Here is a 21,023-nt window from a genome sequence, read left to right on the forward strand (position 1 = left end):
TCCATTCAAAAAGGCAGATGTTGTGTATTGTATGCTGTTTAGGGAAACGAGAGATGAAGACAGATGAATGAGTATCTCAAGGCATTCCAGGCTATTACCCTGTTTAGCGATCGATTGTTGGCAGACGAATATCAATCCGTGGAGATTAAACAGTCAGCTACCCAACTCAGTTTAGATGTGGAACCTTGTATTGACGAAATTAAGCAATCTGCCATCAGACTCAAGGGGCTACTTCAGGTATGTTTCAAAGATGTATCTCAAGCTGAGGATGTCTGGAATAGCAAGCCGAGAATTGCTGGAGCATCGCCTGTTGATGTCTGGGAGCAAATTGGCGAACTAAGCGGATGCGATGTGAGAATTCGCAGTTTAGGAAAACAGGGCAAATATGATGCTGTTGTTAAAGTTCGCCAATCTTGGAGCGACAAGGCGACCAAGTTAAAAAATCAGTGGTTTTTGTGGGATAAAAACCCTCCAGTCTTTCAAAGAGATACTATTGGTTCTTTTGAAAAAGATACTTTGCACAAAGAGTTGCGGAATGAAGTTGATGTCCAAGCCGAGCGAGTGATTTTAATTATGGAGAATGAACTTAGTTTAATTTTTAAAGAATTACAATCTATTGATATAGAAAAAATTGAACTTTGTATTGAATGCTTCGACCTAAAAAATCAGTCTAAATTTAGAGAGCGACTACAATCAATAGGCGGGGAGATTGTATCGAAGTTTACGGAGCCACTAAAATATTTGCCGGAGCCTTATATGAAGACTTTTAAAGAAACGCTGAAAGAACCTGTAGAAAATCTGGTTCATAAAAGCAATATGGGAATCAGTGTAGTTGATTTTGAAGAGTGCTGTAAAGTGATTGGGTTAATCCTGGAAAATGTGATTTTAGCAATTTTTGAGGAGCGCCTGAAACTGGCAATTCAAACAGTTGAAAAAGCGATTAAATTCTACAATAATTTTTTAGAGAAGCAGGCGCGGTATCAGAAAGAGACGCCGGAACAGCGATCGGCGGAAAAAGATTGGATCGAATGCCAGCGGCAGCAACTCAGGGAAGTTCAGCAGTATATTGATGCAGTCATTAGTCATTAGTCACTGGTTATTGGTTAGTAGTTATTGGTTATTGTTTATTGGTTATTAGAACGAACAACTAACAATTAACAAATAACCACTGACCACTAAAAACAGTCAACAGTCAACTGAATTATTGATATTGACCGCTGATTTCGTAAACGATCGCGCCCAAAGACGCTAAGCTAGCTAAAATTAGCATTCCTGCCGGCATGAATTTTTGAGTTTTAACCAGGCGCACAATAAAGACTATTACTAAAACAGCGGAGATGGCTGCTGCTAATGTTAAACCCCAACTTTGTCCCATAAGCTGGGCGGTGCCGGCAAAAATTAGCAGCGAACCGCTAATCAAGCCCGAAATGAGCGAGGCTTGGCTTTTGGCCTTGATATAACCCATGATGCCGCCAACCAGTGTTAAAATGCCGTAGCCGATCGCCGCTGCTGTACCTAAATTCATTTTTAATCATCCTGCATTGACTCTTTGCATCTAAATTTATACAGCGCGGCCTGCAATTAGTGTCACGAATTGTTAGAAAATTTATTAAAGCCAGTCAGGATATGTAACTGTTATACAATTGCCATTATGTCAGCCCTAACTTCTGCTGCGATCGCCCAAATCCGTTACCTCCAGCGCCAAGCAGCATCCCTGCTGCTGTATCAGTCAGTTCTCAAAAGCCCCGCAGGTCAAGCTTTTCTGGATTTGCTGCAAGCCCTCCACCACAGCGAAGTCAGCGGTTTGGAATGTCAGGTAGCTTACGGGAACTGGTTCAAAGTTCAGGCTGCTAAAAATTTAAGCTGGAAAGATTCTCTGATTTCCGAAATTCTCAAAGACGAAAACCCCTTTTCACGGCGAGCACAGCAAACAGATTTTGCAAGTTTGCCCCCCGCGTTGGTGGAGGCCGCCAGACATGATTTACAAGTTCTGCAAAATATTTACGAATGCAGCAGCGAACAGTTGAGCAAGTGGGTGCGGGTAGCGGGTCAACTTGACGCAGTGCCTCCGATTTGGCATTCAGAAACTGTAGCAGAACCGGGAGATTTGCCGCTGCACGGGAAACTAGAAAAATGGTCGAGCGCGGCGGAATCTTTGGCAGTTTATTACCGACAGTTTGGCACTGGTTTGTTTGCTGAATATCGCGCTTTTGCGTGGCGGGGAGGGCAGTTGGCGAGTATTTCGCATCCCGATTGCATAACTTTAAAAGAGTTGGTTTGCTGCGATTGGCAGCGGGATGCTCTGGTGAAAAATACGGAGTTTTTGTTGGCAGGTTATCCGGCTTTGCACGTCTTGCTGTACGGGAGCCGCGGTTCGGGCAAGTCTTCTTTGGTGAAGTCGCTGTTAAATGAATTTGGATCTCGCAATCTGCGCTTGATTGAAGTATCTAAATCAGATTTGCAAGATTTACCGCTAATTGTCGAGCAGTTGCGGGGAGTTCCTCAAAAGTTTATCATTTTTGTAGACGACCTTTCCTTTGAAGAAGATGATGATGCTTTTAAAGCTCTGAAAGTTGTTTTGGAAGGAAATGTCACTGCTCGCTCTCAAAATGTGGTAGTTTACGCAACATCTAACCGCAGGCATTTAATTCGAGAGTTTTTTGACGACAGGCCTCGCCCCCGCGATGGAGACGAAGTTCACGCTTGGGATACGGTGCAGGAAAAACTTTCCTTTAGCGATCGATTTGGCTTGACTTTAACTTTTGAACCGGCCGATCAAAACACTTATTTAACAATTGTCCGACATCTGGCAAAACTTGCTGGAATCAAACTCGCTGCTGAGGATTTGGAGCACCGCGCTAAAGAATGGGCAACTCGTCGCAATGGGCGATCGGGCAGGACTGCGCGGCAGTTTGTTGATTTCCTGAAAGCAGATTTAGCCCTTTTTGACAAATAGATAGTCTGCGATCTAGGGCGGGTTTTAGCCGATATATGGGAAGGCAATTCAGGATAGGAATCAACCCGCCCTTACAGCACCCAAGGGCGAAATAAAAATTCTTAATTTTTTCATAATTTTATTGATAACAACTAACTAACAAAATTTGATATAATTATCAAAATCCCCAAAGAAACCTCCAGAGCCAGAACCCATCCTGACTCCATAAATCGACCACTAAATAATGAGGAAAGTATCATGGGTTTATTTGATAAAGTATCGCAGACTCGCCAAGAAACGGACGTAACGTTAGGGCCTGCCGAAGCATTTGCGGCGATCGCGCTAATTGCCGTAGCAGCCGACGGTTACATCAATGACAGCGAAAGTAAAGCGATTAGCATGACTCTATCTCGGATGCAACTGTTCCGCAGTTATCCCGATGACGTGATGAGAAAAATGCTCGATCGCCTGCTGATGATTCTGCAACGGCAAGGAGTTGAGGTACTGTTTAATGCGGCTTTGGCAACGCTTCCAGACGAACTAAAAGAAACTGTTTTTGCTGTAACAACTGATATCGCTTTAGCAGATGGCGAGGTTTCAGAAGAAGAAGAACAACTTTTGAACGATCTTTACAGTGCATTGGGGCTTTCCGAAGATGTTGCACTCAAGATTATAGACGTGATGTTGATTAAGAACAAAGGTTAAAAAAGAATGGGAAGAAGTGAGTAGAGCGTGTTTTACAATATAAAAAATTAGCGCCTACTTACTTAGCTGATAACTTCTCCATAAGTGCGGGTTTACCGATATGATGGTTAGTAAAATTAGGATCGAATTTGCGATCGCCCGTTACTACCTCAAATGCCTTTCACTTACACCCGCACTGTCCGCTTTCAAGATACCGATGCTGCTGGAGTCGTTTACTTTGCTAACGTTTTGGCGATGTGCCACGAAGCTTACGAGGCATCTCTAGCAGCATCTGGAATCAATCTCAAAGCATTTTTCAGCAATCCCGAGGTGGCCTTTCCCATAATTCATGCTAGTGTAGATTTTTATCGCCCAATGTTTGCGGGCGATCGGCTGATGATTCAATTGACGCCCAAACAACTTACTGGCGATGAATTTGAAATTGCCTATCAAGTATTTTCTGAGGAAGTTGCAGGAAGAAGCGCTGCTAAAGCTCTGACTAAGCACGTCTGCATCAATGCAGTTAGCCGAACTAGAAAACAGCTATCGGAAGACTTGATGCAGTGGATGAGGAAATTTGAGATTGAGATTTCAGATTAGTTCTATATTTAAATAATAGCAGGGAATGACGGTCAGTCGATTTTAGATTTTAAATTTTAGATTTTAGATTTACTTGCAGCATTGAATCTGGGAGTTTCAACTTTGGTCTAAAATTTTGAACCGATCGCGACTTAAGTGCGTGGCACGGTATCCGTTTTTGAGCGGGGTCTAATTTCTTTTAGGTTGAGAATTTTTTCGGAGTTTTTGATAGTATGTCAAATCGCAATTATGCCATTGTGGGCACGGGAGCTTTAGGCGGCTTTTACGGTGCTAGACTGCAACAAGCAGGTTTAGAAGTCAATTTTTTGCTACGCAGCGATTACGATCGGGTCAGAAAACACGGTTTGATTGTCGAGTCTCCCGAAGGCGACTTCACCCTCCCCCACGTCCGCGCCTACCACGACGCGCACAAAATGCCTCAGTGCGACGTAGTAATTGTAGCGCTGAAAACCACTCAAAATCACTTGTTGCCCAAAATATTGCCTCCTTTATTAAAGGATAACGGCGCGGTTTTAGTATTGCAAAACGGATTGAATGCCGAACCGGAAGTAGCTAAAATTGTCGGTGCAGAACGAGTGCTCGGCGGGCTGTGTTTTCTCTGCTCTTATAAAGTTGGGCCCGGTCACATCTGCCACCTAGATTACGGCACTATCACGCTGGGAGAATATGCCCAAGACTACAAAGCAATCGGTATTACTAATAGAATGCACCAAATTGCTGCGGATTTTAAACGTGCTCATATTCCTATTAAAATGAGCGAAGATTTGCTATTATCAAGGTGGAAAAAGCTGGTTTGGAATATTCCTTATAACGGGCTGTCTGTAGTGTTGGATGCGAGAACAGATGAACTGATGGCTAATCCCGATACTCTCATTTTAGTCAAGGAAATCATGGGGGAAGTGGTAGCGGCAGCCAAAAGTTGCGATCGCATTATTCCCGATGACTTTATCCCACATATGCTCGAATACACTGAGAAAATGAAGCCTTACCGCACCAGCATGAAAATCGATTATGATGAATCGCGGCCCCTGGAAGTTGAGGCGATTTTTGGTAATCCGATACGGGTGGCGCAGCAAGCAGGTATTAAGTTGCCCCAAATAGAGGTAGTTTACCGAATGTTGAAGTTTATGGATTTTCAAAGACAAGAAGCAGAGAGGACGAGAAGGCTGTTAGGTTTGTCGTAATTTAGGTCAAATAGCGGTAAGGTGCGCATTGCGCACCCTACATAAATTGACATTCGATCGCAATTTTTTGCAATTGTTCTCGATTAACTTTGCCTTGAGAATTGCGCGGCAATTGTTCGACGACTACCCAATATTTCGGTCGCTTAAACTTGCTCAACTTATCTTCTATTGCCGCTTGCAGATTTTTGACAGTAACTTCGGACTTAGCGGGAACGTAGATAGCCGTAACGACTTGACCCCAATCTTTGTCTGGCAAGCCAATTACAGCAATATCCGCAACTAAATTAGTCGATCGCACAACGGCTTCAACTTCCGCCGGGAATACATTTTCTCCGCCTGTGATAATTTTGTCGCTGCTGCGTCCGACGATATTTAAGTAGTTATTTTTATCAAAAAATCCCAAATCGTCTAATTGGAAGTATTGGCGATCGCCAAAATTTTTAGGATAATAACCCAATGCCAAAGATTTAGCATTTACCACAATATTTCCGATTTGATTATCGCACAAAATATCGCCATTGGCACTGCGAATAGTTATTTTAGCGTGCGGTAAAATTTTACCGGAACTGTTATTGCCAGCGAGAAAATCTTGGGGTTTTAGTGTAGCAATTTGCGAGGCAGTTTCGGTCATGCCATAACTGGGCGCTAATTTGATTTGATAGTTTCTAGCTGTTTCTAAAAGTTCCGGCCAAGCCGGAGCACCCCCCAAAAGTACAGCGCGAAACCGTCCCAGCCAATTAGCTGTATCTAAATTTTGCAGCAGCCGTTGCAGTTGAGTTGGAACTAAAGAAATGAAAAATTTTTCGGGTTCGATATTGCTTTTTTTACCATTTTCTAATTCTTTAAATGGCTGAATAGCCAGTTTTCCTCCGGTAGTAAACGAGCGCATGAATTGCATTAAACCGCTGACGTGGTATAATGGCAAAACGCAGAACGAGTTGATTTTGTCAACTTGAAAATATTCTTGAAAACCTTGCACTGATGCTGTTAGCGTTTCCCAAGTGTGGATGGCAAAACGAATTTTTCCCGACGAACCGCCGGTGGGAATCATAATCGTATCAAAACCGTTTTTAGTGGGCGAATGCAATTCGCGGCTATACAAACGAAGTCCGCCTTCGCGGACTGGGATATGGGGATTGTTGGGAAGCGGGTATTGTCCTAAAAATATGTCTGGTTGGACTAAATCAAAGACTTGTTGCCATTCTTGTTTTACCCAGTTGGGATTGCAGAGAAAAATCGGGCATTTGGCGGCGCGGGCGGCGGTGAAACTCGCCAGAAATTGTACTGGTTCTGGTTCTGCAAGGCAAATTTTTGGGGGTGTTTTCTGTGCGGAATTTTGGGTGATTTCTTGAAATAGCCGATCGACAATTCGGGCAAATTCGCGGCTATCACAACCGATAAGCCAATTATCGGGCAAGCCAGCCGCGAGCTCCAGAATATTTACTGTGAGATTTGTTGCCATAGATGCTTTCACCAATTTTTTCGATTCAAAACAATTACCTAACCCGCTGGATTTAGTCGTGAGACTAATCTAAAATCTAAAATCTAAAATCTAAAATCTAAAATCGAATCATTGTCGTCGAACCAGCAATCAGTTCCGAAGCCTAATGCTCTCTTATTTAAAGACAATTCTGTTGCTAAATTTAATGCTGCTTGTCGGCCGATTTTGGTTTCAAATACTGATGAGAAAACAGCGTCTATATTGTGAGTTTGACAAAATTTTCGCAGTTGGGATGGGGAACCAGCAATCGCAGGTTTAATGACGAAAATGCCCCGCCAGCCTTGGCTGTAGCACTCTTGGATGCGATCGAGGTTGGCTGCAGATTCATCAAGGGCGATCGCCGTTGCATAAATAGCATTCAATTCTACCATTTCCTGAAACTGTGTTATGGGCAGCGGCTGTTCCAAAAATTCAATGTCTGCAGAAAAGTCGGGAGTTGCTTTTACCTCGTCGCAAGCTTCCAGCCATGTTTTAGCCTGCGAGTAACTGAGTCCCCCGTTGGCATCTAAGCGCAAAAATGCTTTTTCGCGATCGCACAAATTGTGCATTGCTTGCACTAGCTGCTGAAAAATCTGTAATTCTTCCTCAATTGCAGCAACACCAATTTTCCATTTAAACGTGCGATATCCCTCTAACCAAAGCACTTGCAAAGCCTGCAAAGCTGTTTCACCGGCTGGCAATAAACCGCTGAACCGATTTTTTTCTTCCTCATTCCCAACCTCTCTCCATTGGTGACTGCTTAATACTGAACCCGCAATCAATCTCGATTTTAGGCGAAGTCTATATCCCCCTAAATCCCCCTTAATAAGGGGGACTTTGAGAATATTTCTTGTCCCCCCCTTAGTAGGGGCGGTGCCCCCGTGCCCGCCCTTGGTTAGGGGGGATCTAGAGTTTGATAGTGCTGACTCAAAGCCAAATTGACAAGCAGGCAATTCAGCAGAAATAGAAAAAATCGTCTCTTCTGAAAGATTAGCTGGCAACTGGTGACAAAAATCTAAAGCTTGCTCAAAACTTTCGGAACCAAACGAACTCAAAGGAGCAATTTCTCCCCAACCAATTTGACCATTCTCGTCAGTAAGTCGCAGAATAATTCCTTCGCGAATATCCCAAATGCCGTGGCTTGTTTGCAGTGGGCGCTTAAATTTTCGCTGATAAGTGCGAAAGTCGAATTGATAAAGCATTGGTTTTTTAGTTAACCATAAAATTGTCTCACAACTGCTCCAAACTGATCGATATTTTCAAAATGGATATTGTGACCAGCTTTTGGTATAATTTCCAGAAGGGCGGCCGGACACAATTTGGCAATTTCGGTATTTATAGTTGTAAATTTATCATCATATTCTCCCGCTAGCAAGAGGAGAGGGATTTGATTTTGTGCCAGTTTTCCCCAGAGAGAGGGCTGGTTGCCCGTTCCCATGTTGCGGAGTGATTTGGCTAACTCTAAGGGATTGTTTGCTAAGCGGGTTTCTATGAGTTTGTGGAAGTTGGGAGAGTTTTTTAAAGATTTGAATAAAGGGCGATCGTACCAGTTCAATAAAAAATCTTTAATGTTGCTATTTTCCAGCTTTTGTGCTAGCTGTAAATCGGCTTCCAGACGGTGCGATCGCTCTTTTTCTGTTTTCAATCCCGGAGAAGCTGACTCTAACACTACTTTCTCGAATCTTTCGGGAAAATGTAATGTCATGTACAGTGCCAATCGCCCCCCCATTGAATAGCCCAACAACAAACATTTGTCTATTTGTAAATCATTCAATAACTCGATTAATGCTTGGGCAGTATTTGACATATTGTAGCAACTTTCGTCGCCGTTGACTTGGGTTTTTCCGTGGCCGGGAAGGTCAACTGCTAAGCAGCAATAACTGTTAGAAAGTAAGGGAATGACCCTGCTAAAGTCTTGACTGCTGCCCGTGAATCCATGCAAAAATAAAAGTGTCGGCTGATTCTTGTTGCCAGTTAAGGAATAGTGAAAGTTATAATTATTAAATTTGTTCATAGACAATTCTACGATTCAATGTGAGGTACGAATTGCTGAATTAAAGAAGATTTTGAGAAGTCGCCCAACTCTGCCAACTCCACGAACTCCCTCAACTTAGCAAACCATACCTCAATTTTACCGGAATTCTCGATCGCCCGATCTACAAAACAAACCCCAACGCCAGCAGCAATCCGCTCGAAAAATGCAGCGTGACTGCGATAAACTTAGAGTTGCTGACCTTTACCGGTTGGTTGTGATAGTCTGTGACATGGCGGCAAAGGTCGATCGCAAATGGCAAACTCCCAAAAATCAACAGCGTCCAAATTGGGAACATTCCCAAAGCCACAAATACCACAGTCAAAACATAAATGCTGCCGCACAACCACTGCAACAACTGGGCACCTTTTTTCGTACCGAGTCGAACAATTGGGGATTTTTTACCCGCCGCCAAATCGTCCTCAACTTGGTGAAAATGAGAACAAAATAAAATGATACTCGTTGTAATTCCCACGATGGCAGAAGCCGCTAAATTAGTGGCAGACCAAGTTTGAGTTTGACTGTAATAAGCAGCGGCGAAGGCTAGCGGCCCGAAGGTGAAAAAGCAAATAATTTCTCCCAAACCTTGATAGCCAAGACGAAACGGAGGCCCTTGATAAGTGTAGCCGAGAGCACAGCACAAAACTACTAGCAAAATGACTGTTGGGTCTTTTTGCCACCAGCTTATGGCGCAAATTCCCGACACTCCAACTGCTAAAAACAGATTGGCTAGCCCGAAAATTAAAGCTTTATTTCCGGTTAAGTTAACTAGAGAATGCGCTTTGTTTTTATCGATGCCTGTTTCTGAGTCAAATACATCATTGCTGAGATTCAACCATGCTATAATCAAAATGGCTGACATTAAAAATGTCGAAAAAATTGACGAATTAATCGTTTGAGTTTCGGCAAAAGCAATTGCAGTTCCTACTGAAATTGGAATCACCGCAACGCTGTACATGGGCGGCTTGATTGCCGCCAGCCACAATTTACTATTTGAACGTTCAATTAACTTTGTTGTCATCACACAAACTTGATTCAATTGATAGCAGCGTAGTAATTTTACAATTTTATTGGTGAACAAAGTCTACTCTCGATCGGGTTGAGTGCGCGACAGACATCCACACAGAGGCTGTGGCGGTACTCAAACAGCGCAAGTAGCCCGTCTGTAAACCTCTGCGGGGGCGATCGACTTTTGCGAAATTTAGCCGATCGATCTTAAAGTTTTGTGTCTAAATGTTTCGCTCGATCGCCCGACGGTCGGTTTTTTTCCCCAACAGAGCCCAAACAGGGAGGGAAACTCAAAAGGTCGTGTTTTGCGATCGCCCTCCCGTGCTTAGATCGAAATAGGGGTTTTAGCCGGACAAACCCACACTCTATCTGACAAATCTGCTATTCTCGCTTTCATGACAGTAATACCGCACCGCGCTAATCTCTTGCAAGACCGCAATCAACTGCATCAGTTTCTGTTAAATTGCCAGCAGTCTTTAACCGAAAAAGATCGCACAAAAATAGTTAGTATTTCTCAGGAAATTTATCCCCTCGATCCGCTAGCTGTACTGCAAGAGATTTCCGAACCTTGTCAGCGGCACTTTTACTTTGAAAAAAGAGACCCCATTGCCGGCAAAAGTTTTGCAATTGCCGCCCTTGATTCGGCAATCCATCTCACCGTAGCAGGAACCGATCGATTTGTGGCAGCTCAAAACTTTATTCGTTCAACAGTTGCCAATACAATTACCATTGGTGCGGAACGCTTGCCATTTAGCGGCCCTCACTTTTTTTGTAGCTTTGCTTTTTTTGATGAGAACATTGCTGCTAATTCTTACTTTCCGCCCGCCACCATATTTTTACCAAAATGGCAAATTACCAGACAGAAAGATAGCTGCATTCTCGTCGCAAATGCAATCATAGAAAAAGATCGAAACGTTAAAAACATTGCTGAAAATATTTGGCAAACCTTTGATAAAATTGAATCTCGAAAATACCATAAACTAACAACTGCGATCGACAGTTCGATATCTTTGAAACAAATCCCCGTCAATGATGCTAGTCAATTTAAAACATCAGTCAAGTCTGCTTTAGAATTGATCGCCTCTAAATATTTTAGTAAAATTGTTTTATCCCAAGCAATCAATGTGATTTCTCAAACCCCTTTCAGTTTAATAGATTCATTAAACAACTTGCGCCTCAGCTATCCAGATTGCTATGTATTTTCAACCAGTAACGGCAAAGGACAAAATTTTATCGGTGCTAGTCCAGAACGCTTAATTAGCATTCACAATAATCAGTTATTAACAGATGCTTTAGCAGGTTCAGCACCGAGAGGAAAAACTGAGGCGGGAGATGCGAAATTAGCCCAAGGATTGCTAGAAAGCGAGAAAGATATTCGCGAACATCAAGTTGTGATTGACTTTATTGTCGATCGCCTATCTAAACTCGGCATAACCCCCAAATTTTCCCCAGTGCCCAGACTGCTGCAACTATCAAACATTCAGCATTTGTGGACACCTATAACAGCTCAAATTCCCCCTGATATTCATTTATTAAAGATTTTAGCTCAACTGCATCCAACCCCAGCGGTAGCGGGCGTGCCGAGAGATGTTGCCCTCGAACAAATTCGCCGCTGCGAAAGCTGCGATCGCTCTTTGTACGCAGCACCCCTCGGCTGGATCGATCGCACCGGCAACGGCGAATTTGCCGTGGGAATTCGATCGGCTTTAATCGATGGCGATCGGGCTATACTTTATGCTGGTGCTGGTATTGTGGCGGGTTCGGAACCAGAGAAAGAACTAGCAGAAATTCAGCTCAAATTACAACCACTTTTAAATGCTTTAGTCTAATAATTAAGCTAATTTGCAGGATCTAGAGTTGTCAAGTTAATTGATTGAGTCTGTGTTAATGTTTAATTTTCACCTCCTCAAAATGTTCTACTATGGGAAAAGGATCGTAAAAATGGTGAAGCATTCTTTTCCACTCTTGATATTCAGCGGAATTCCTAAATCTAATTGTATGAGCTTCTAAATTTTCCCATCTTACCAATAATAGATATTTTCCTTGAACTTCTGTGCAGCGATGAAGTTCGTGAGATAAATATCCATCTATAGACGATATCAGACTGGAGGCTTCTCTAAAAGCTATCTCAAAATCACCCTCCCAGCCAGATTTGACATTAAGCACAACCGCCTCAAGAATCATAAAAATGTATCCTGACAATTATTTGAGTATAATATCCTAGCACAATACAGAGTTGAGCTACTCAGGTTTAGCAATGCCAATAGATTTTCGCAACACAAATACCGTCTGGGCTTCCGTATTAGCAGAAACTTTGCAGCGGTTGGGATTAACTACCGCCGTCATTTGTCCCGGTTCGCGATCGGCACCGCTAACAATAGCCTTTGCTCAAAACAAAAAACTAGAAACTATTCCCATACTCGACGAACGTTCAGCGAGTTTTTTTGCATTAGGAATTGCCAAAAAATCCTATTTGCCAACCGCACTAATTTGCACATCGGGAACCGCCGCAGCCAACTTTTATCCTGCTATCATAGAAGCCAGAGAAAGTCGAATTCCGCTGCTAATATTCACCGCCGATCGACCTCCAGAACTGCGGGACTGTCACGCCGGACAAGCGATCGACCAAGTGAAACTATACGGCAATTATCCCAACTGGCAAGCCGAATTAGCGATACCTTCTGCGTCCAGAGGAATGCTAGACTATCTGCGGCAGACGATCGTGTATGCTTGGGAGCGATCGCAATTTCCAACACCGGGCCCCGTCCACCTCAACATCCCGTTTCGCGACCCGCTTATACCCGTTCCAGACATAGCCGTAGAAGCTTTAGAAACAGAATTTAATCCCGAAGATTTCTTTGCAGGATTAGAACCCATTTTCGCGGGAGAAAGCTCTACCGCCCCCAGCCCCCCCTTGTTAAGGGGGGGAGAAGGAAGTACAATGCAACAGTGGCAAAAGTGCAGCAAAGGGATAATTATTGCAGGCGTTTCCCAGCCTCAATTTCCCGAAAAATACTGTAGTGCGATCGGCCAAATTTCCAAATCCTTAAACTGGCCTGTTTTAGCAGAAGGACTATCCCCAGTCAGAAACTACGCCCAACTCAATCATTATCTAATTTCCACCTACGATTTAATCCTGCGAAACCGCGAACTAGCAGATAAATTAACCCCAGAAATCGCCATTCAAATCGGAGACTTACCCACAAGCAAAGAACTGCGAAACTGGCTAGACAAAACCCAACCAAAACGCTACATAATCGACCCCAGCCACCACAACTTCGATCCCCTACACGGCCAAACAATTCACCTGCGAACCTCGGTAGAAAATCTCGCAACTAATCTCGCAACTATATTAACTCTTGTCCCCCCCCTTATTAAGGGGGGATCAACTCTTGTCCCCCCCCTTATTAAGGGGGGGTTAGGGGGGGATCGAACCCCTGCTACCACTAATATCTCCCATCAAATCCCCCCCCTGACCAATGGGGAATCAAGTCTTGTCCCCCCCCTTAGCAAGGGGGGGTTAGGGGGGGTTCTAACCTGTCCCTCATACGAATACCTCCAACTTTGGCGCAACACCGAAATCCAAGTCAGACAAACAATAGACCAAAAAATATCAACAATTAACCACATAATCGAGCCCAAAGTTTCCTGGCTGCTTTCCCAATTTTTGCCGCCTGGAACACCGATATTTATTGCCAACAGTATGCCCGTCCGAGATGTCGAGTTTTTCTGGAAGCCAAACCACTTAGAAATAAAACCTTTTGTCAATCGCGGCGCTAACGGCATAGACGGCACATTATCAACAGCTTTGGGAGTTGCTCACCGCAATCAAAGCAGCATCATGCTAACAGGCGATTTAACACTTTTGCACGATACGAACGGTTTTTTAATTAAAAATAAATTTGTCGGTCATCTGACAATCATATTAATTAATAATAACGGTGGCGGAATTTTTGAAATGTTGCCCGTTGCCAAATTTGACCCGCCCTTTGAAGAGTTTTTTGCCACGCCGCAGCAGATTAACTTTGCTCAGTTGTGTGCAACTTATGGCGTGGAACACGAGATAATAGACGATTGGGAACAGTTCAAACAAAAATTAAGTTTTTTGCCAAATAGCGGGATTCGCGTCTTAGAATTGCAAACAGACAGGCGCGCTGATGCTAAATGGCGGCAAGATAATCTAAGTAAATTTGCCAAAGATTTGTAAATTGGTAGGTTGAGCAGGTGGAACGAAACCCAACCTACACTAATTTAAACTGCTGGTTGAGCTAGCAGCGGATCTAACTGTCCTTCTGCATCAAGTTTGTGAATGTCATCACAACCGCCTACGTGTTGGTTATTAATGAAAATTTGGGGTACGCTGCGGCGTCCGTTAGCCCGATCGGCCATTGCTTTTCTAGCCGCTTCGTCGCCATCAATTTTGTATTCCGTAAAATTTACGCCTTTCCACCACAGCAAAGTTTTGGCGCGGATGCAGTAGGGACAGGTTTGCCAAGTATAGATTTCGACATTGGCTTTGATGCGATCGGGCTTGCGGCCCAAGATGGGATTGAGAAAATCAAGCATTTTCGGTACTGGGGTAAAAATTAAACTGGTTGGGGGATTAACGATCATTTTAGCGAAATGCCGTCAGCCCCACGTCCTATCCAAACATCGGCGCGGGATGGAATTGCCTGTGGCAACCTGTGGCTCTGTGACCCAAGTCACAACTTTACTCTACTCGGATCACTTGCTTTCACCCTAGAGAATCACATTCGCGGCCTCATTAATATCACCGATCTTTTGAGGAAACCAGAAGATGATAAATATATCGAATTCAACCGCACTGCCATGCACCCCGTACAACTCCTCCCCGGCGCTATCTCTGAAATCCTCGCTTCTGTAACCGATACAGGCGTTTTGACTCTGGCGGATCGCTACGGTTTGATGGCCGCCACCTTCGACGACTCTCTGAATGACGAAGACAGAGGCTGTGTCAACCGCTTGCTGCGGGCGGTGCTCAGAGGCCGAGTGAAAGTAGTCAACGAACTTTCAGCAGCATTCTAATCGGGATTTGAAGTTTTGTTCTGAAGGCAGGGTGAGTCAGCGGTAGATGAAAATAGTGGAAACTCAGGCAGGAGTGGAAACAGCAGTAATTTGAATTCGATTTAAAAGTTTTCTCCTCTAACTCAACAACGGTTTATTTGTCAAAGCAGCCTTTACCGGCTGCTTTTTTTTGATTTAATCGCGGATTTCCAGGTTGTACTGGCGACAGAGGTCGATCAGTTCTTGTTGGAAGCGATCGCGCACATTCTGGGGCGAGACAATCACGCAGTCTTTGCCGTACCGAAACACCTCTCGAATCAACCAAAACGGATTAGAGACGTGCCGCACGACTTGTCGCACCTTGGTTTTTCCCTCTCCTAAGACTTCATCCTGAATATCCTTGTCCACTCTGCGTTCATAGGCTTTGATCAGTCCGCCCCGAAAGTGTAAGTACACTAATAGATAATCTAAGCCTTCGCACCGCCAGTGTCCACTTATAGGGACGATCGCTTTGATGTTGTCGAAGCGCAGACAGCGGTTGTGGATGAGTTCGGCAAAGTCGGGATTTTTGATGTCATCAGTCTCTTCGCACCAGATGTTGAGGTAAAAGCGTTTTTCTTCAAAAGACACATCGGCGTATCGCACGGTGTACTCTAAGTCCTCTCCTTGGTTATTGCGGTAGAGGAGGTGAAATGGCTGTTGAGCCTTCCGGAGCTCATCGACCCGGGGACGCCATCCCTCGCTGGGTTGACTAACCAGTTGCAGAATTGATTGACGCAGGGGAGCATCAAGGTTGCCCCGATCTAACATTAATGCTGCCAGGACTTCCGCGTCTCGAAGATGGCCTGAATCAACAAGGAGTTTAGCAGCTTGGTGCAAGGCTGCAACTTCGGTGGAGTTGAGGGTGAAGGGTTCACCAACTTCTATTCGGTGTTGGGCGATCGCGACCAATAACCCAGACACACTGGGGGATTTGCCCCAAAAAATGCCGAGGCGAAGGGCGATCGCCTCTAGTTGTTCCTTGGTTTCCGGCGGGACTGAAAGGGTGAGTGCTTCTTTTTTTCGCGGCATTTTTTCAAATGTACTTGCACATTTAGGAAAGCTGTGTCATTGTAGGTTTAATCTAAGTACAGATTGCATCAAGCGACAGGCAGATAACCATGACAGCCTACACTATCCTGCTGAAACCCGTGTACTCACGTCCCGCCCAGACGCTTCCATCAGGCATTACCTTACCTCCAGCCTGGGACGGGCTCTCGCAGCATCAAGTCGAAACCTACGAAGCACTGCAAGACCCAACCATTGATGTTGTCTTCAATACAGCGATGACAGGGGACGGTAAAAGTTTAGCAGCTTTTCTGGCAGCCGTGACCAATCGCACGTACACTTTAGCAATGTACCCGACAAACGAACTGGCGCGCGATCAGGAAAAACAGGTAAGAGGCTACAAAGCACTGTTTAAACCGGAAAACGACCCGCAGATTTATCGTTTGAATGCGGCGATTCTTGAGGATTTTATTGCCACAAATAAACTTTCTTCAAAATTAGCAGGATTGTGCGATCGCGCGGACAACTCAGAAATTTTACTAACAAATCCCGATATCTTTCACTACATCCACGACTTCCGCTACTTGCGGCGCAACAAAGAAGGTAAAGGAGATAACCCCGATCGCCTGTTTGCCAAGATAGACGACAACTACAAACTATTTATCTTTGACGAATTCCACATCTTCTCATCTCCCCAAATTGCCAGCGTCATCAATGCCATCCTGTTAATTAAACACACATTTCCCGGCAAAAAGTTTTTATTCCTCTCTGCTACACCGAGCGATTTATTGGAGGAGTTTTTATCTAAAGCTGGATTAAAGTATCGCATCATCAATCCAGTCAAGCAGGGAGGTTATCAGTTTGCAGACGGCGACAACTGGCGGCAGATTAGTTATCAGATTAACTTGAGTTTTCCGCAAAAGTTAGAGCCCAATCTACGTTCCAGTTATAACTGGATTGTCGAAAATGCTGAAACAACGATTTTGAAATTTTTTCAAGCTCACCCTGGGAGTAAAGGCGCAATCATTCTCAACTCGATCGCAGCAGTTAAAACCTTAGTTCCTAAGTTTAAAGCAATTTTTGAACCGCTGGGATTGAAAGTCCGAGAAAATACCGGATTGACTGGCGAGACAGAAAAATCTAAATCTGTTGAAGATGCTGATTTACTTCTGGGAACATCGACAATTGATGTGGGGGTTGACTTTCGGATTAACTTTTTAGTATTTGAAGCGGCGGATGCGGGGAATTTTATTCAGCGTTTTGGCAGGTTGGGGAGACATCCTGGCTTTGACATTTATCAAGCTTATGCTTTGCTGCCCAACTTTATTGTAGAGAGGCTGTTTGAGGCGGAAAATCACCCGCTGCAAGATGGCGAAACGCGCGATCGCATTAGTTTGTCCGACGCTATCCGCCAGCATTACGGCTATGTCAACGAGTTTAAGCAATATCCCAAACGCTGGGGAGGAATTCAGTCAGCTTGCGTATATTCTGAGTTGCTGAGGCTGTCTCGTTATTACCCTAATGCTGCTCAAGGTTTCGGCACTGATATCCAAAAAACTCTAGATATTAGTGTCAAGAAAAAGTTTGGACAGATTAAGCACTGTCAGAGTGAAGGCAAGCAAAAAGTTATTGATGATGCCCGGAGTTTTCGCGGCATCAGCCAGTTAGATTGTGCGATTTATGATACGACTAATCCCAACGAGCCAGAGAAAGAACGGTTTAAAACTTATAATCTCCCCAGTTTACTCAGTAACTTTCATTTGGCTCCTGAGTTAATAGAAAAAGACGATTTTATGAAGCGAGCTAAAAAGGCGGGCTTAGCAGCCAATCGGTTTGAGAAAGCTTTGTGTTATTTGACATTGACTGGATATCGGGAATTGCGAGAAGATTGGCACTTTTATTGTTCGCGAGACGATTTGAGTGCAATTGCCAAGTCTGGTAAGGTTCAAGTTTTGAAAGGCTTGGAGGTGACAGCAGGTATTAACCAAATTAGTAGTGCTTTATCTACACGAGGTCTAGTGTGCTATATCTCCGATCGCGATCGCATGACTTTACGAGCCAAGTGTGGATTGCCGATTCATTTTCAGGCTTATGCTTTAAGCGACCAGCCAGAGGAAAGAAGACCACCTTACACGATCGCATTTGGGCGATCGGCACTTTTGTTAGAGACGCTGATTTGGCACTTGAAGCCAAAAGAGGATGAAGGCTGGATCTGCTAGAAAATTGCGGCAATATTTAAACAATAGGAGAAAAAATGATGGTCGGGAAACAACTATCTTTATTTGACGATAACTGTGATGAATTGCCACTCGAACCATTAGAGTTAAATTCTACAGCCAATGATGACAGTGAAACTCCTGCAGAATACGAACTTTTGACAGTTCGACTGTTTAAAGAAGCAATTCGAGAATCAGAAGGAAATCAGGGCGATCGCCTTTTAGAATCCTTCGCCGAAAATGTCCTACCAAAACTGATTCAGCAGCTAGTTGGAGCCACAGCCAAAGGCGGTCAATTTACAGAAGATATGCGCGCAAAAGGCAAGAATGTCGATCGCAGCAAACACGATCAATCCTTTACTTCTCATCTGCTTAACGGCTTATTCCCAACTTACCGAATTCTCAAGAAACTCAAGACAGACACACCTGAAACTAATCCTATTAAACGCAACTGCGGTGAAACAGAAACAGCTTTGTTCGTAGCATCGTACATCCTGCACGACTTCGATAAGTTTCCAGATTATTGTAAATGGCTGAAAACTAACGATTTAGAGGGAAAATTTGCCAACCGAGACTGGCGAGACAAACCACCTCATAAAGACGAAGCCTCCAATTTTGGACGCGATTATGTTGCTCTCAAAATTCAACAACTTGGATTAGATAGTTTATTAGGCGACAATTGGCGATCGCACATCGATGATATTGTGTGGATGAGCAACAATGCCGGAGTCAAATATGATAGCGATCGCGGTCTGGAAATTCGCGGATTGCAGCCTAAACTCGATGGTAGAATCCGAGGAACTATAGCCAATCTAGTTAGACTCTCAGACTTATTTGCCTCAGTAGTGAAACATCCCAGCGATGCCGAAGCTAACGGTTTATCTGAAGTTTTGACTTCCCTCAGCAACGGACAACTTAAATTTAGCTATCACTCGCTTTCAGACAATCGCGGAGTATTGACAAATATCATCAACAATGCTCTGATGGACGCTCACCCCAAAGAGTTTTATACGCCGCTGCTTTACTTGCCAGACGGTGCTGTTTATCTAGCTAAAACCAATGCACCGGCTATCGAAACTGCTGAAATCCCTAACCAAGTTATCGCCAAAATTCGCAGCCTTTGTGCCCACAGATTGAAGCTCAAAACAACCGGATTTAGTCGAGACGGAAAAGGCTTTAAATTTGGTGAATTCTACTGGCTGTTTTTTGATATAATCGAACTCATGGGAGTTAGCATCGACGCAGCTTGCAAACTCATTACCAGCACCAAAGTATCCTCGGCCAAAAAACGCAGCGACAGCTTGCTAAGTTTCCAAAAAGATGGAGATTTGCCCGGTGAATTAAATCTGGAATTTCCCGAAGATTATCGGATTGATAGGCTAGCCGAATTTGGGGATATCCTGTGTCGGGGTATTTGGAGTAAATGGCAGGAACGCTTGAGTAATTCTCAGAAAGAATTGCCCAAAGCTAAACGGCAAAGCCTGCCGGAATTAGATTTGACTCAAAAACTTGCGGAACATTTAGGTTTATCCGACCAAATCCCCGCTTTAAAAGCAATTCAATCTCTCAAAAAAACAGGCGGCGTTCCTCTGGATTGGTATTACTTAGCTGCACAGTATTTTCAACGAAAGAAAGGACGAGATGAAACTGAAGTGCGTGCCGTCTTAACCGATATGGTTGAATATGCCACCACTCTCGTCAAACCCATCGCCGCTAAGTTTGAAATTCCCGACGGCTGGAACGATTTGCGGACTTATGTCAGCCGCATTGTTTCCTTGCCAACGGGGGCAGTTGTCAAACCCGAAACCGATCCGTTTTTACTAGAATTGGCGCGGTACAGTGCAGCCAAAATCACAGGGAGAGGACGCGAAAATGTTTGTGCGATGTCGAGTTCGGCTTACACTGTGACGGAACAAATGGAAGCGGCGACTTTGTTTACTCCCCAAGTTTACAGCAACCGCCAAATTTTGTTTAACGCGCAAGCTGCCAAGCGTCAGATTTGCTCGATTTGGTCGATCGAGATTATGTTGAGACAAATTTTGATGAATCAAACGAATGCCACAGGAGGAGACTTTGAAGGGCGCAAATATCGCTATCTCTATCTTTACCCAGCTTACTTCTTTACTCCAGAAACCAACAATTTTCTTCAGAAAGCTTACAGTTGGATTGCCAGAACGCGATTTGATGCTGATATCCGCAAGCATTTAATTACTGACAAACAAATTGCTAATTTTACCCTTGACAATTATCAACAGGTTGATTCATTATTGATTCAGGAGAATTTGCAATCAGAAGACGATCGCACTTTCAAGATCAGCTATCCCGACAATCAACCGCTGACCTTTTTCTTCCTAGCATTGCCACCAGGAAAAGATGCCACAGATACCGAATCCTGGGTAATGCCGACTTGGTTAGCCTTTGCTTTACCGCTAATTCTCGATGTCAAAACAGTGGCATCCGAGTCGCCAGTACCGCCATTCATTAGCGGTGCAGATTTTGAAAAAACCGTTGTGATTGATGGCGAACATCAAGCAATTCGTTCTCTGATTAAGCAAGATGAATATCGCTTAGACGGCATTTTGCCTCCGCCATCAAATCCGCCTAAAATTTCACCGCTAAATGCTTTAAGTGCCGCTTACTGCATTCACTTAGAAGTCAACCGCAAAAAAGATGGCAATCCCGACTGGGGGAAATTGTCAGATTTAGCACGCGATTTAGAAACCAGTCCTCTTTATCAGGGTAAGCTCATCTAATTTGGTATAATATGAACTTGACAAAGTTAACAAAATAAGCATAAGAGACTGTGTAGGCA

The 21,023-nt window shown here is 44.0% G+C and carries 18 protein-coding genes; 10 read left to right on the plus strand and 8 right to left on the minus strand.

Going from position 1 to position 21,023, the window contains the following annotated elements; all coding sequences use genetic code 11:
• Positions 1–63 precede the first annotated feature (63 nt).
• The gene (locus tag QUA77_RS09995) at positions 64–1,089 is read left to right on the plus strand and encodes a hypothetical protein (RefSeq protein ID WP_333038128.1); all 1,026 of its coding nucleotides are present in this window, start codon (positions 64–66) and stop codon (positions 1,087–1,089) included.
• A gap of 112 nt (positions 1,090–1,201) precedes the next feature.
• On the opposite strand, the gene QUA77_RS10000 is transcribed toward QUA77_RS09995, so the two are convergent.
• Positions 1,202–1,525 (minus strand): TMEM14 family protein, encoded by a 324-nt coding sequence (locus QUA77_RS10000; protein WP_190735279.1) that lies wholly within the window; start codon positions 1,523–1,525, stop codon positions 1,202–1,204.
• A 126-nt stretch (positions 1,526–1,651) separates the two neighbouring features.
• Between QUA77_RS10000 and QUA77_RS10005 the strand changes: the two genes are divergently transcribed.
• From QUA77_RS10005 to QUA77_RS10020, 4 genes are all read left to right on the plus strand, one after another.
• Positions 1,652–2,956 carry an ATP-binding protein gene (locus QUA77_RS10005; RefSeq protein ID WP_333450020.1) on the plus strand — a complete coding sequence of 435 codons (1,305 nt, stop codon included), beginning with the start codon at positions 1,652–1,654 and terminating at the stop codon, positions 2,954–2,956.
• Positions 2,957–3,193: 237 nt separating this feature from the next.
• A complete protein-coding gene (locus tag QUA77_RS10010; protein WP_333038136.1) occupies positions 3,194–3,640 on the plus strand; it encodes a tellurite resistance TerB family protein in 447 nt (148 codons plus the stop codon).
• Between the two features lie 153 nt (positions 3,641–3,793).
• Entirely contained in the window at positions 3,794–4,219 is a 426-nt protein-coding gene (locus tag QUA77_RS10015) for a thioesterase family protein (RefSeq protein ID WP_333450021.1), read from the plus strand.
• Between the two features lie 212 nt (positions 4,220–4,431).
• Entirely contained in the window at positions 4,432–5,403 is a 972-nt protein-coding gene (locus tag QUA77_RS10020) for a putative 2-dehydropantoate 2-reductase (protein WP_333450022.1), read from the plus strand.
• A 37-nt stretch (positions 5,404–5,440) separates the two neighbouring features.
• Here the strand turns inward: QUA77_RS10020 and QUA77_RS10025 are convergent, their stop codons facing one another.
• From QUA77_RS10025 to menA, 4 genes are all read right to left on the minus strand, one after another.
• Positions 5,441–6,865: a 2-succinylbenzoate--CoA ligase gene (locus QUA77_RS10025; protein WP_333450023.1), complete on the minus strand. Its 1,425-nt coding sequence runs from the start codon at positions 6,863–6,865 to the stop codon at positions 5,441–5,443.
• Positions 6,866–6,948: 83 nt separating this feature from the next.
• The gene (locus tag QUA77_RS10030) at positions 6,949–8,085 is read right to left on the minus strand and encodes an o-succinylbenzoate synthase (RefSeq protein ID WP_333450024.1); all 1,137 of its coding nucleotides are present in this window, start codon (positions 8,083–8,085) and stop codon (positions 6,949–6,951) included.
• 11 nt (positions 8,086–8,096) lie between these two features.
• Positions 8,097–8,897, minus strand: a complete 801-nt coding sequence (menH, locus tag QUA77_RS10035; RefSeq protein ID WP_333450025.1) for a 2-succinyl-6-hydroxy-2,4-cyclohexadiene-1-carboxylate synthase — start codon at positions 8,895–8,897, stop codon at positions 8,097–8,099.
• A 142-nt stretch (positions 8,898–9,039) separates the two neighbouring features.
• On the minus strand, positions 9,040–9,936 hold the full coding sequence (gene menA, locus QUA77_RS10040) for a 2-carboxy-1,4-naphthoquinone phytyltransferase (RefSeq protein WP_333450026.1): 897 nt from the start codon (positions 9,934–9,936) through the stop codon (positions 9,040–9,042).
• Positions 9,937–10,318: 382 nt separating this feature from the next.
• Here menA and QUA77_RS10045 point away from each other — a divergent pair, with 382 nt between their 5' ends.
• Positions 10,319–11,752, plus strand: a complete 1,434-nt coding sequence (locus tag QUA77_RS10045; RefSeq protein ID WP_333450027.1) for an isochorismate synthase — start codon at positions 10,319–10,321, stop codon at positions 11,750–11,752.
• A gap of 55 nt (positions 11,753–11,807) precedes the next feature.
• Here the strand turns inward: QUA77_RS10045 and QUA77_RS10050 are convergent, their stop codons facing one another.
• A complete protein-coding gene (locus tag QUA77_RS10050) occupies positions 11,808–12,107 on the minus strand; it encodes an antibiotic biosynthesis monooxygenase (RefSeq protein ID WP_333450028.1) in 300 nt (99 codons plus the stop codon).
• A gap of 73 nt (positions 12,108–12,180) precedes the next feature.
• On the opposite strand from QUA77_RS10050, the gene menD reads away from it, so the two are divergent.
• On the plus strand, positions 12,181–14,130 hold the full coding sequence (gene menD / locus QUA77_RS10055; protein WP_333450029.1) for a 2-succinyl-5-enolpyruvyl-6-hydroxy-3-cyclohexene-1-carboxylic-acid synthase: 1,950 nt from the start codon (positions 12,181–12,183) through the stop codon (positions 14,128–14,130).
• Between the two features lie 44 nt (positions 14,131–14,174).
• Here the strand turns inward: menD and grxC are convergent, their stop codons facing one another.
• Positions 14,175–14,489 carry a glutaredoxin 3 gene (gene grxC / locus QUA77_RS10060; RefSeq protein ID WP_015178938.1) on the minus strand — a complete coding sequence of 105 codons (315 nt, stop codon included), beginning with the start codon at positions 14,487–14,489 and terminating at the stop codon, positions 14,175–14,177.
• Positions 14,490–14,753: 264 nt separating this feature from the next.
• On the opposite strand from grxC, the gene QUA77_RS10065 reads away from it, so the two are divergent.
• On the plus strand, positions 14,754–14,969 hold the full coding sequence (locus QUA77_RS10065; protein ID WP_190731630.1) for a hypothetical protein: 216 nt from the start codon (positions 14,754–14,756) through the stop codon (positions 14,967–14,969).
• A 174-nt stretch (positions 14,970–15,143) separates the two neighbouring features.
• Here the strand turns inward: QUA77_RS10065 and QUA77_RS10070 are convergent, their stop codons facing one another.
• Positions 15,144–16,019: a WYL domain-containing protein gene (locus QUA77_RS10070; RefSeq protein ID WP_333450030.1), complete on the minus strand. Its 876-nt coding sequence runs from the start codon at positions 16,017–16,019 to the stop codon at positions 15,144–15,146.
• An 89-nt stretch (positions 16,020–16,108) separates the two neighbouring features.
• On the opposite strand from QUA77_RS10070, the gene cas3 reads away from it, so the two are divergent.
• Positions 16,109–18,214, plus strand: coding sequence for a type I-D CRISPR-associated helicase Cas3' (gene cas3, locus QUA77_RS10075; RefSeq protein ID WP_333450031.1), 2,106 nt, complete (start codon positions 16,109–16,111; stop codon positions 18,212–18,214).
• 35 nt (positions 18,215–18,249) lie between these two features.
• Positions 18,250–20,964 (plus strand): type I-D CRISPR-associated protein Cas10d/Csc3, encoded by a 2,715-nt coding sequence (cas10d, locus tag QUA77_RS10080; RefSeq protein ID WP_333450032.1) that lies wholly within the window; start codon positions 18,250–18,252, stop codon positions 20,962–20,964.
• The last annotated feature ends 59 nt before the right edge of the window (positions 20,965–21,023 follow it).

The organism is Microcoleus sp. K5-D4 (assembly GCF_036704575.1).
Taxonomy (GTDB): Bacteria; Cyanobacteriota; Cyanobacteriia; order Cyanobacteriales; family Microcoleaceae; genus Microcoleus.

Bases quoted from the DNA above. Each gene is read 5' to 3' on its own strand.
- QUA77_RS10050 (WP_333450028.1), bottom strand. From the start codon at position 12,107: ATGATTCTTGAGGCGGTTGTGCTTAATGTCAAATCTGGCTGGGAGGGT.
- cas3 (WP_333450031.1), top strand. From the start codon at position 16,109: ATGACAGCCTACACTATCCTGCTGAAACCCGTGTACTCACGTCCCGCC.
- cas10d (WP_333450032.1), top strand. From the start codon at position 18,250: ATGATGGTCGGGAAACAACTATCTTTATTTGACGATAACTGTGATGAA.
- menA (WP_333450026.1), bottom strand. From the start codon at position 9,936: ATGACAACAAAGTTAATTGAACGTTCAAATAGTAAATTGTGGCTGGCG.
- QUA77_RS10025 (WP_333450023.1), bottom strand. From the start codon at position 6,865: ATGGCAACAAATCTCACAGTAAATATTCTGGAGCTCGCGGCTGGCTTG.
- QUA77_RS10010 (WP_333038136.1), top strand. From the start codon at position 3,194: ATGGGTTTATTTGATAAAGTATCGCAGACTCGCCAAGAAACGGACGTA.
- QUA77_RS10030 (WP_333450024.1), bottom strand. From the start codon at position 8,085: ATGCTTTATCAATTCGACTTTCGCACTTATCAGCGAAAATTTAAGCGC.
- QUA77_RS10070 (WP_333450030.1), bottom strand. From the start codon at position 16,019: ATGCCGCGAAAAAAAGAAGCACTCACCCTTTCAGTCCCGCCGGAAACC.
- QUA77_RS10045 (WP_333450027.1), top strand. From the start codon at position 10,319: ATGACAGTAATACCGCACCGCGCTAATCTCTTGCAAGACCGCAATCAA.
- QUA77_RS10000 (WP_190735279.1), bottom strand. From the start codon at position 1,525: ATGAATTTAGGTACAGCAGCGGCGATCGGCTACGGCATTTTAACACTG.
- menH (WP_333450025.1), bottom strand. From the start codon at position 8,897: ATGAACAAATTTAATAATTATAACTTTCACTATTCCTTAACTGGCAAC.
- QUA77_RS10065 (WP_190731630.1), top strand. From the start codon at position 14,754: ATGCACCCCGTACAACTCCTCCCCGGCGCTATCTCTGAAATCCTCGCT.
- QUA77_RS10015 (WP_333450021.1), top strand. From the start codon at position 3,794: ATGCCTTTCACTTACACCCGCACTGTCCGCTTTCAAGATACCGATGCT.
- QUA77_RS10020 (WP_333450022.1), top strand. From the start codon at position 4,432: ATGTCAAATCGCAATTATGCCATTGTGGGCACGGGAGCTTTAGGCGGC.
- QUA77_RS09995 (WP_333038128.1), top strand. From the start codon at position 64: ATGAATGAGTATCTCAAGGCATTCCAGGCTATTACCCTGTTTAGCGAT.
- grxC (WP_015178938.1), bottom strand. From the start codon at position 14,489: ATGCTTGATTTTCTCAATCCCATCTTGGGCCGCAAGCCCGATCGCATC.
- QUA77_RS10005 (WP_333450020.1), top strand. From the start codon at position 1,652: ATGTCAGCCCTAACTTCTGCTGCGATCGCCCAAATCCGTTACCTCCAG.
- menD (WP_333450029.1), top strand. From the start codon at position 12,181: ATGCCAATAGATTTTCGCAACACAAATACCGTCTGGGCTTCCGTATTA.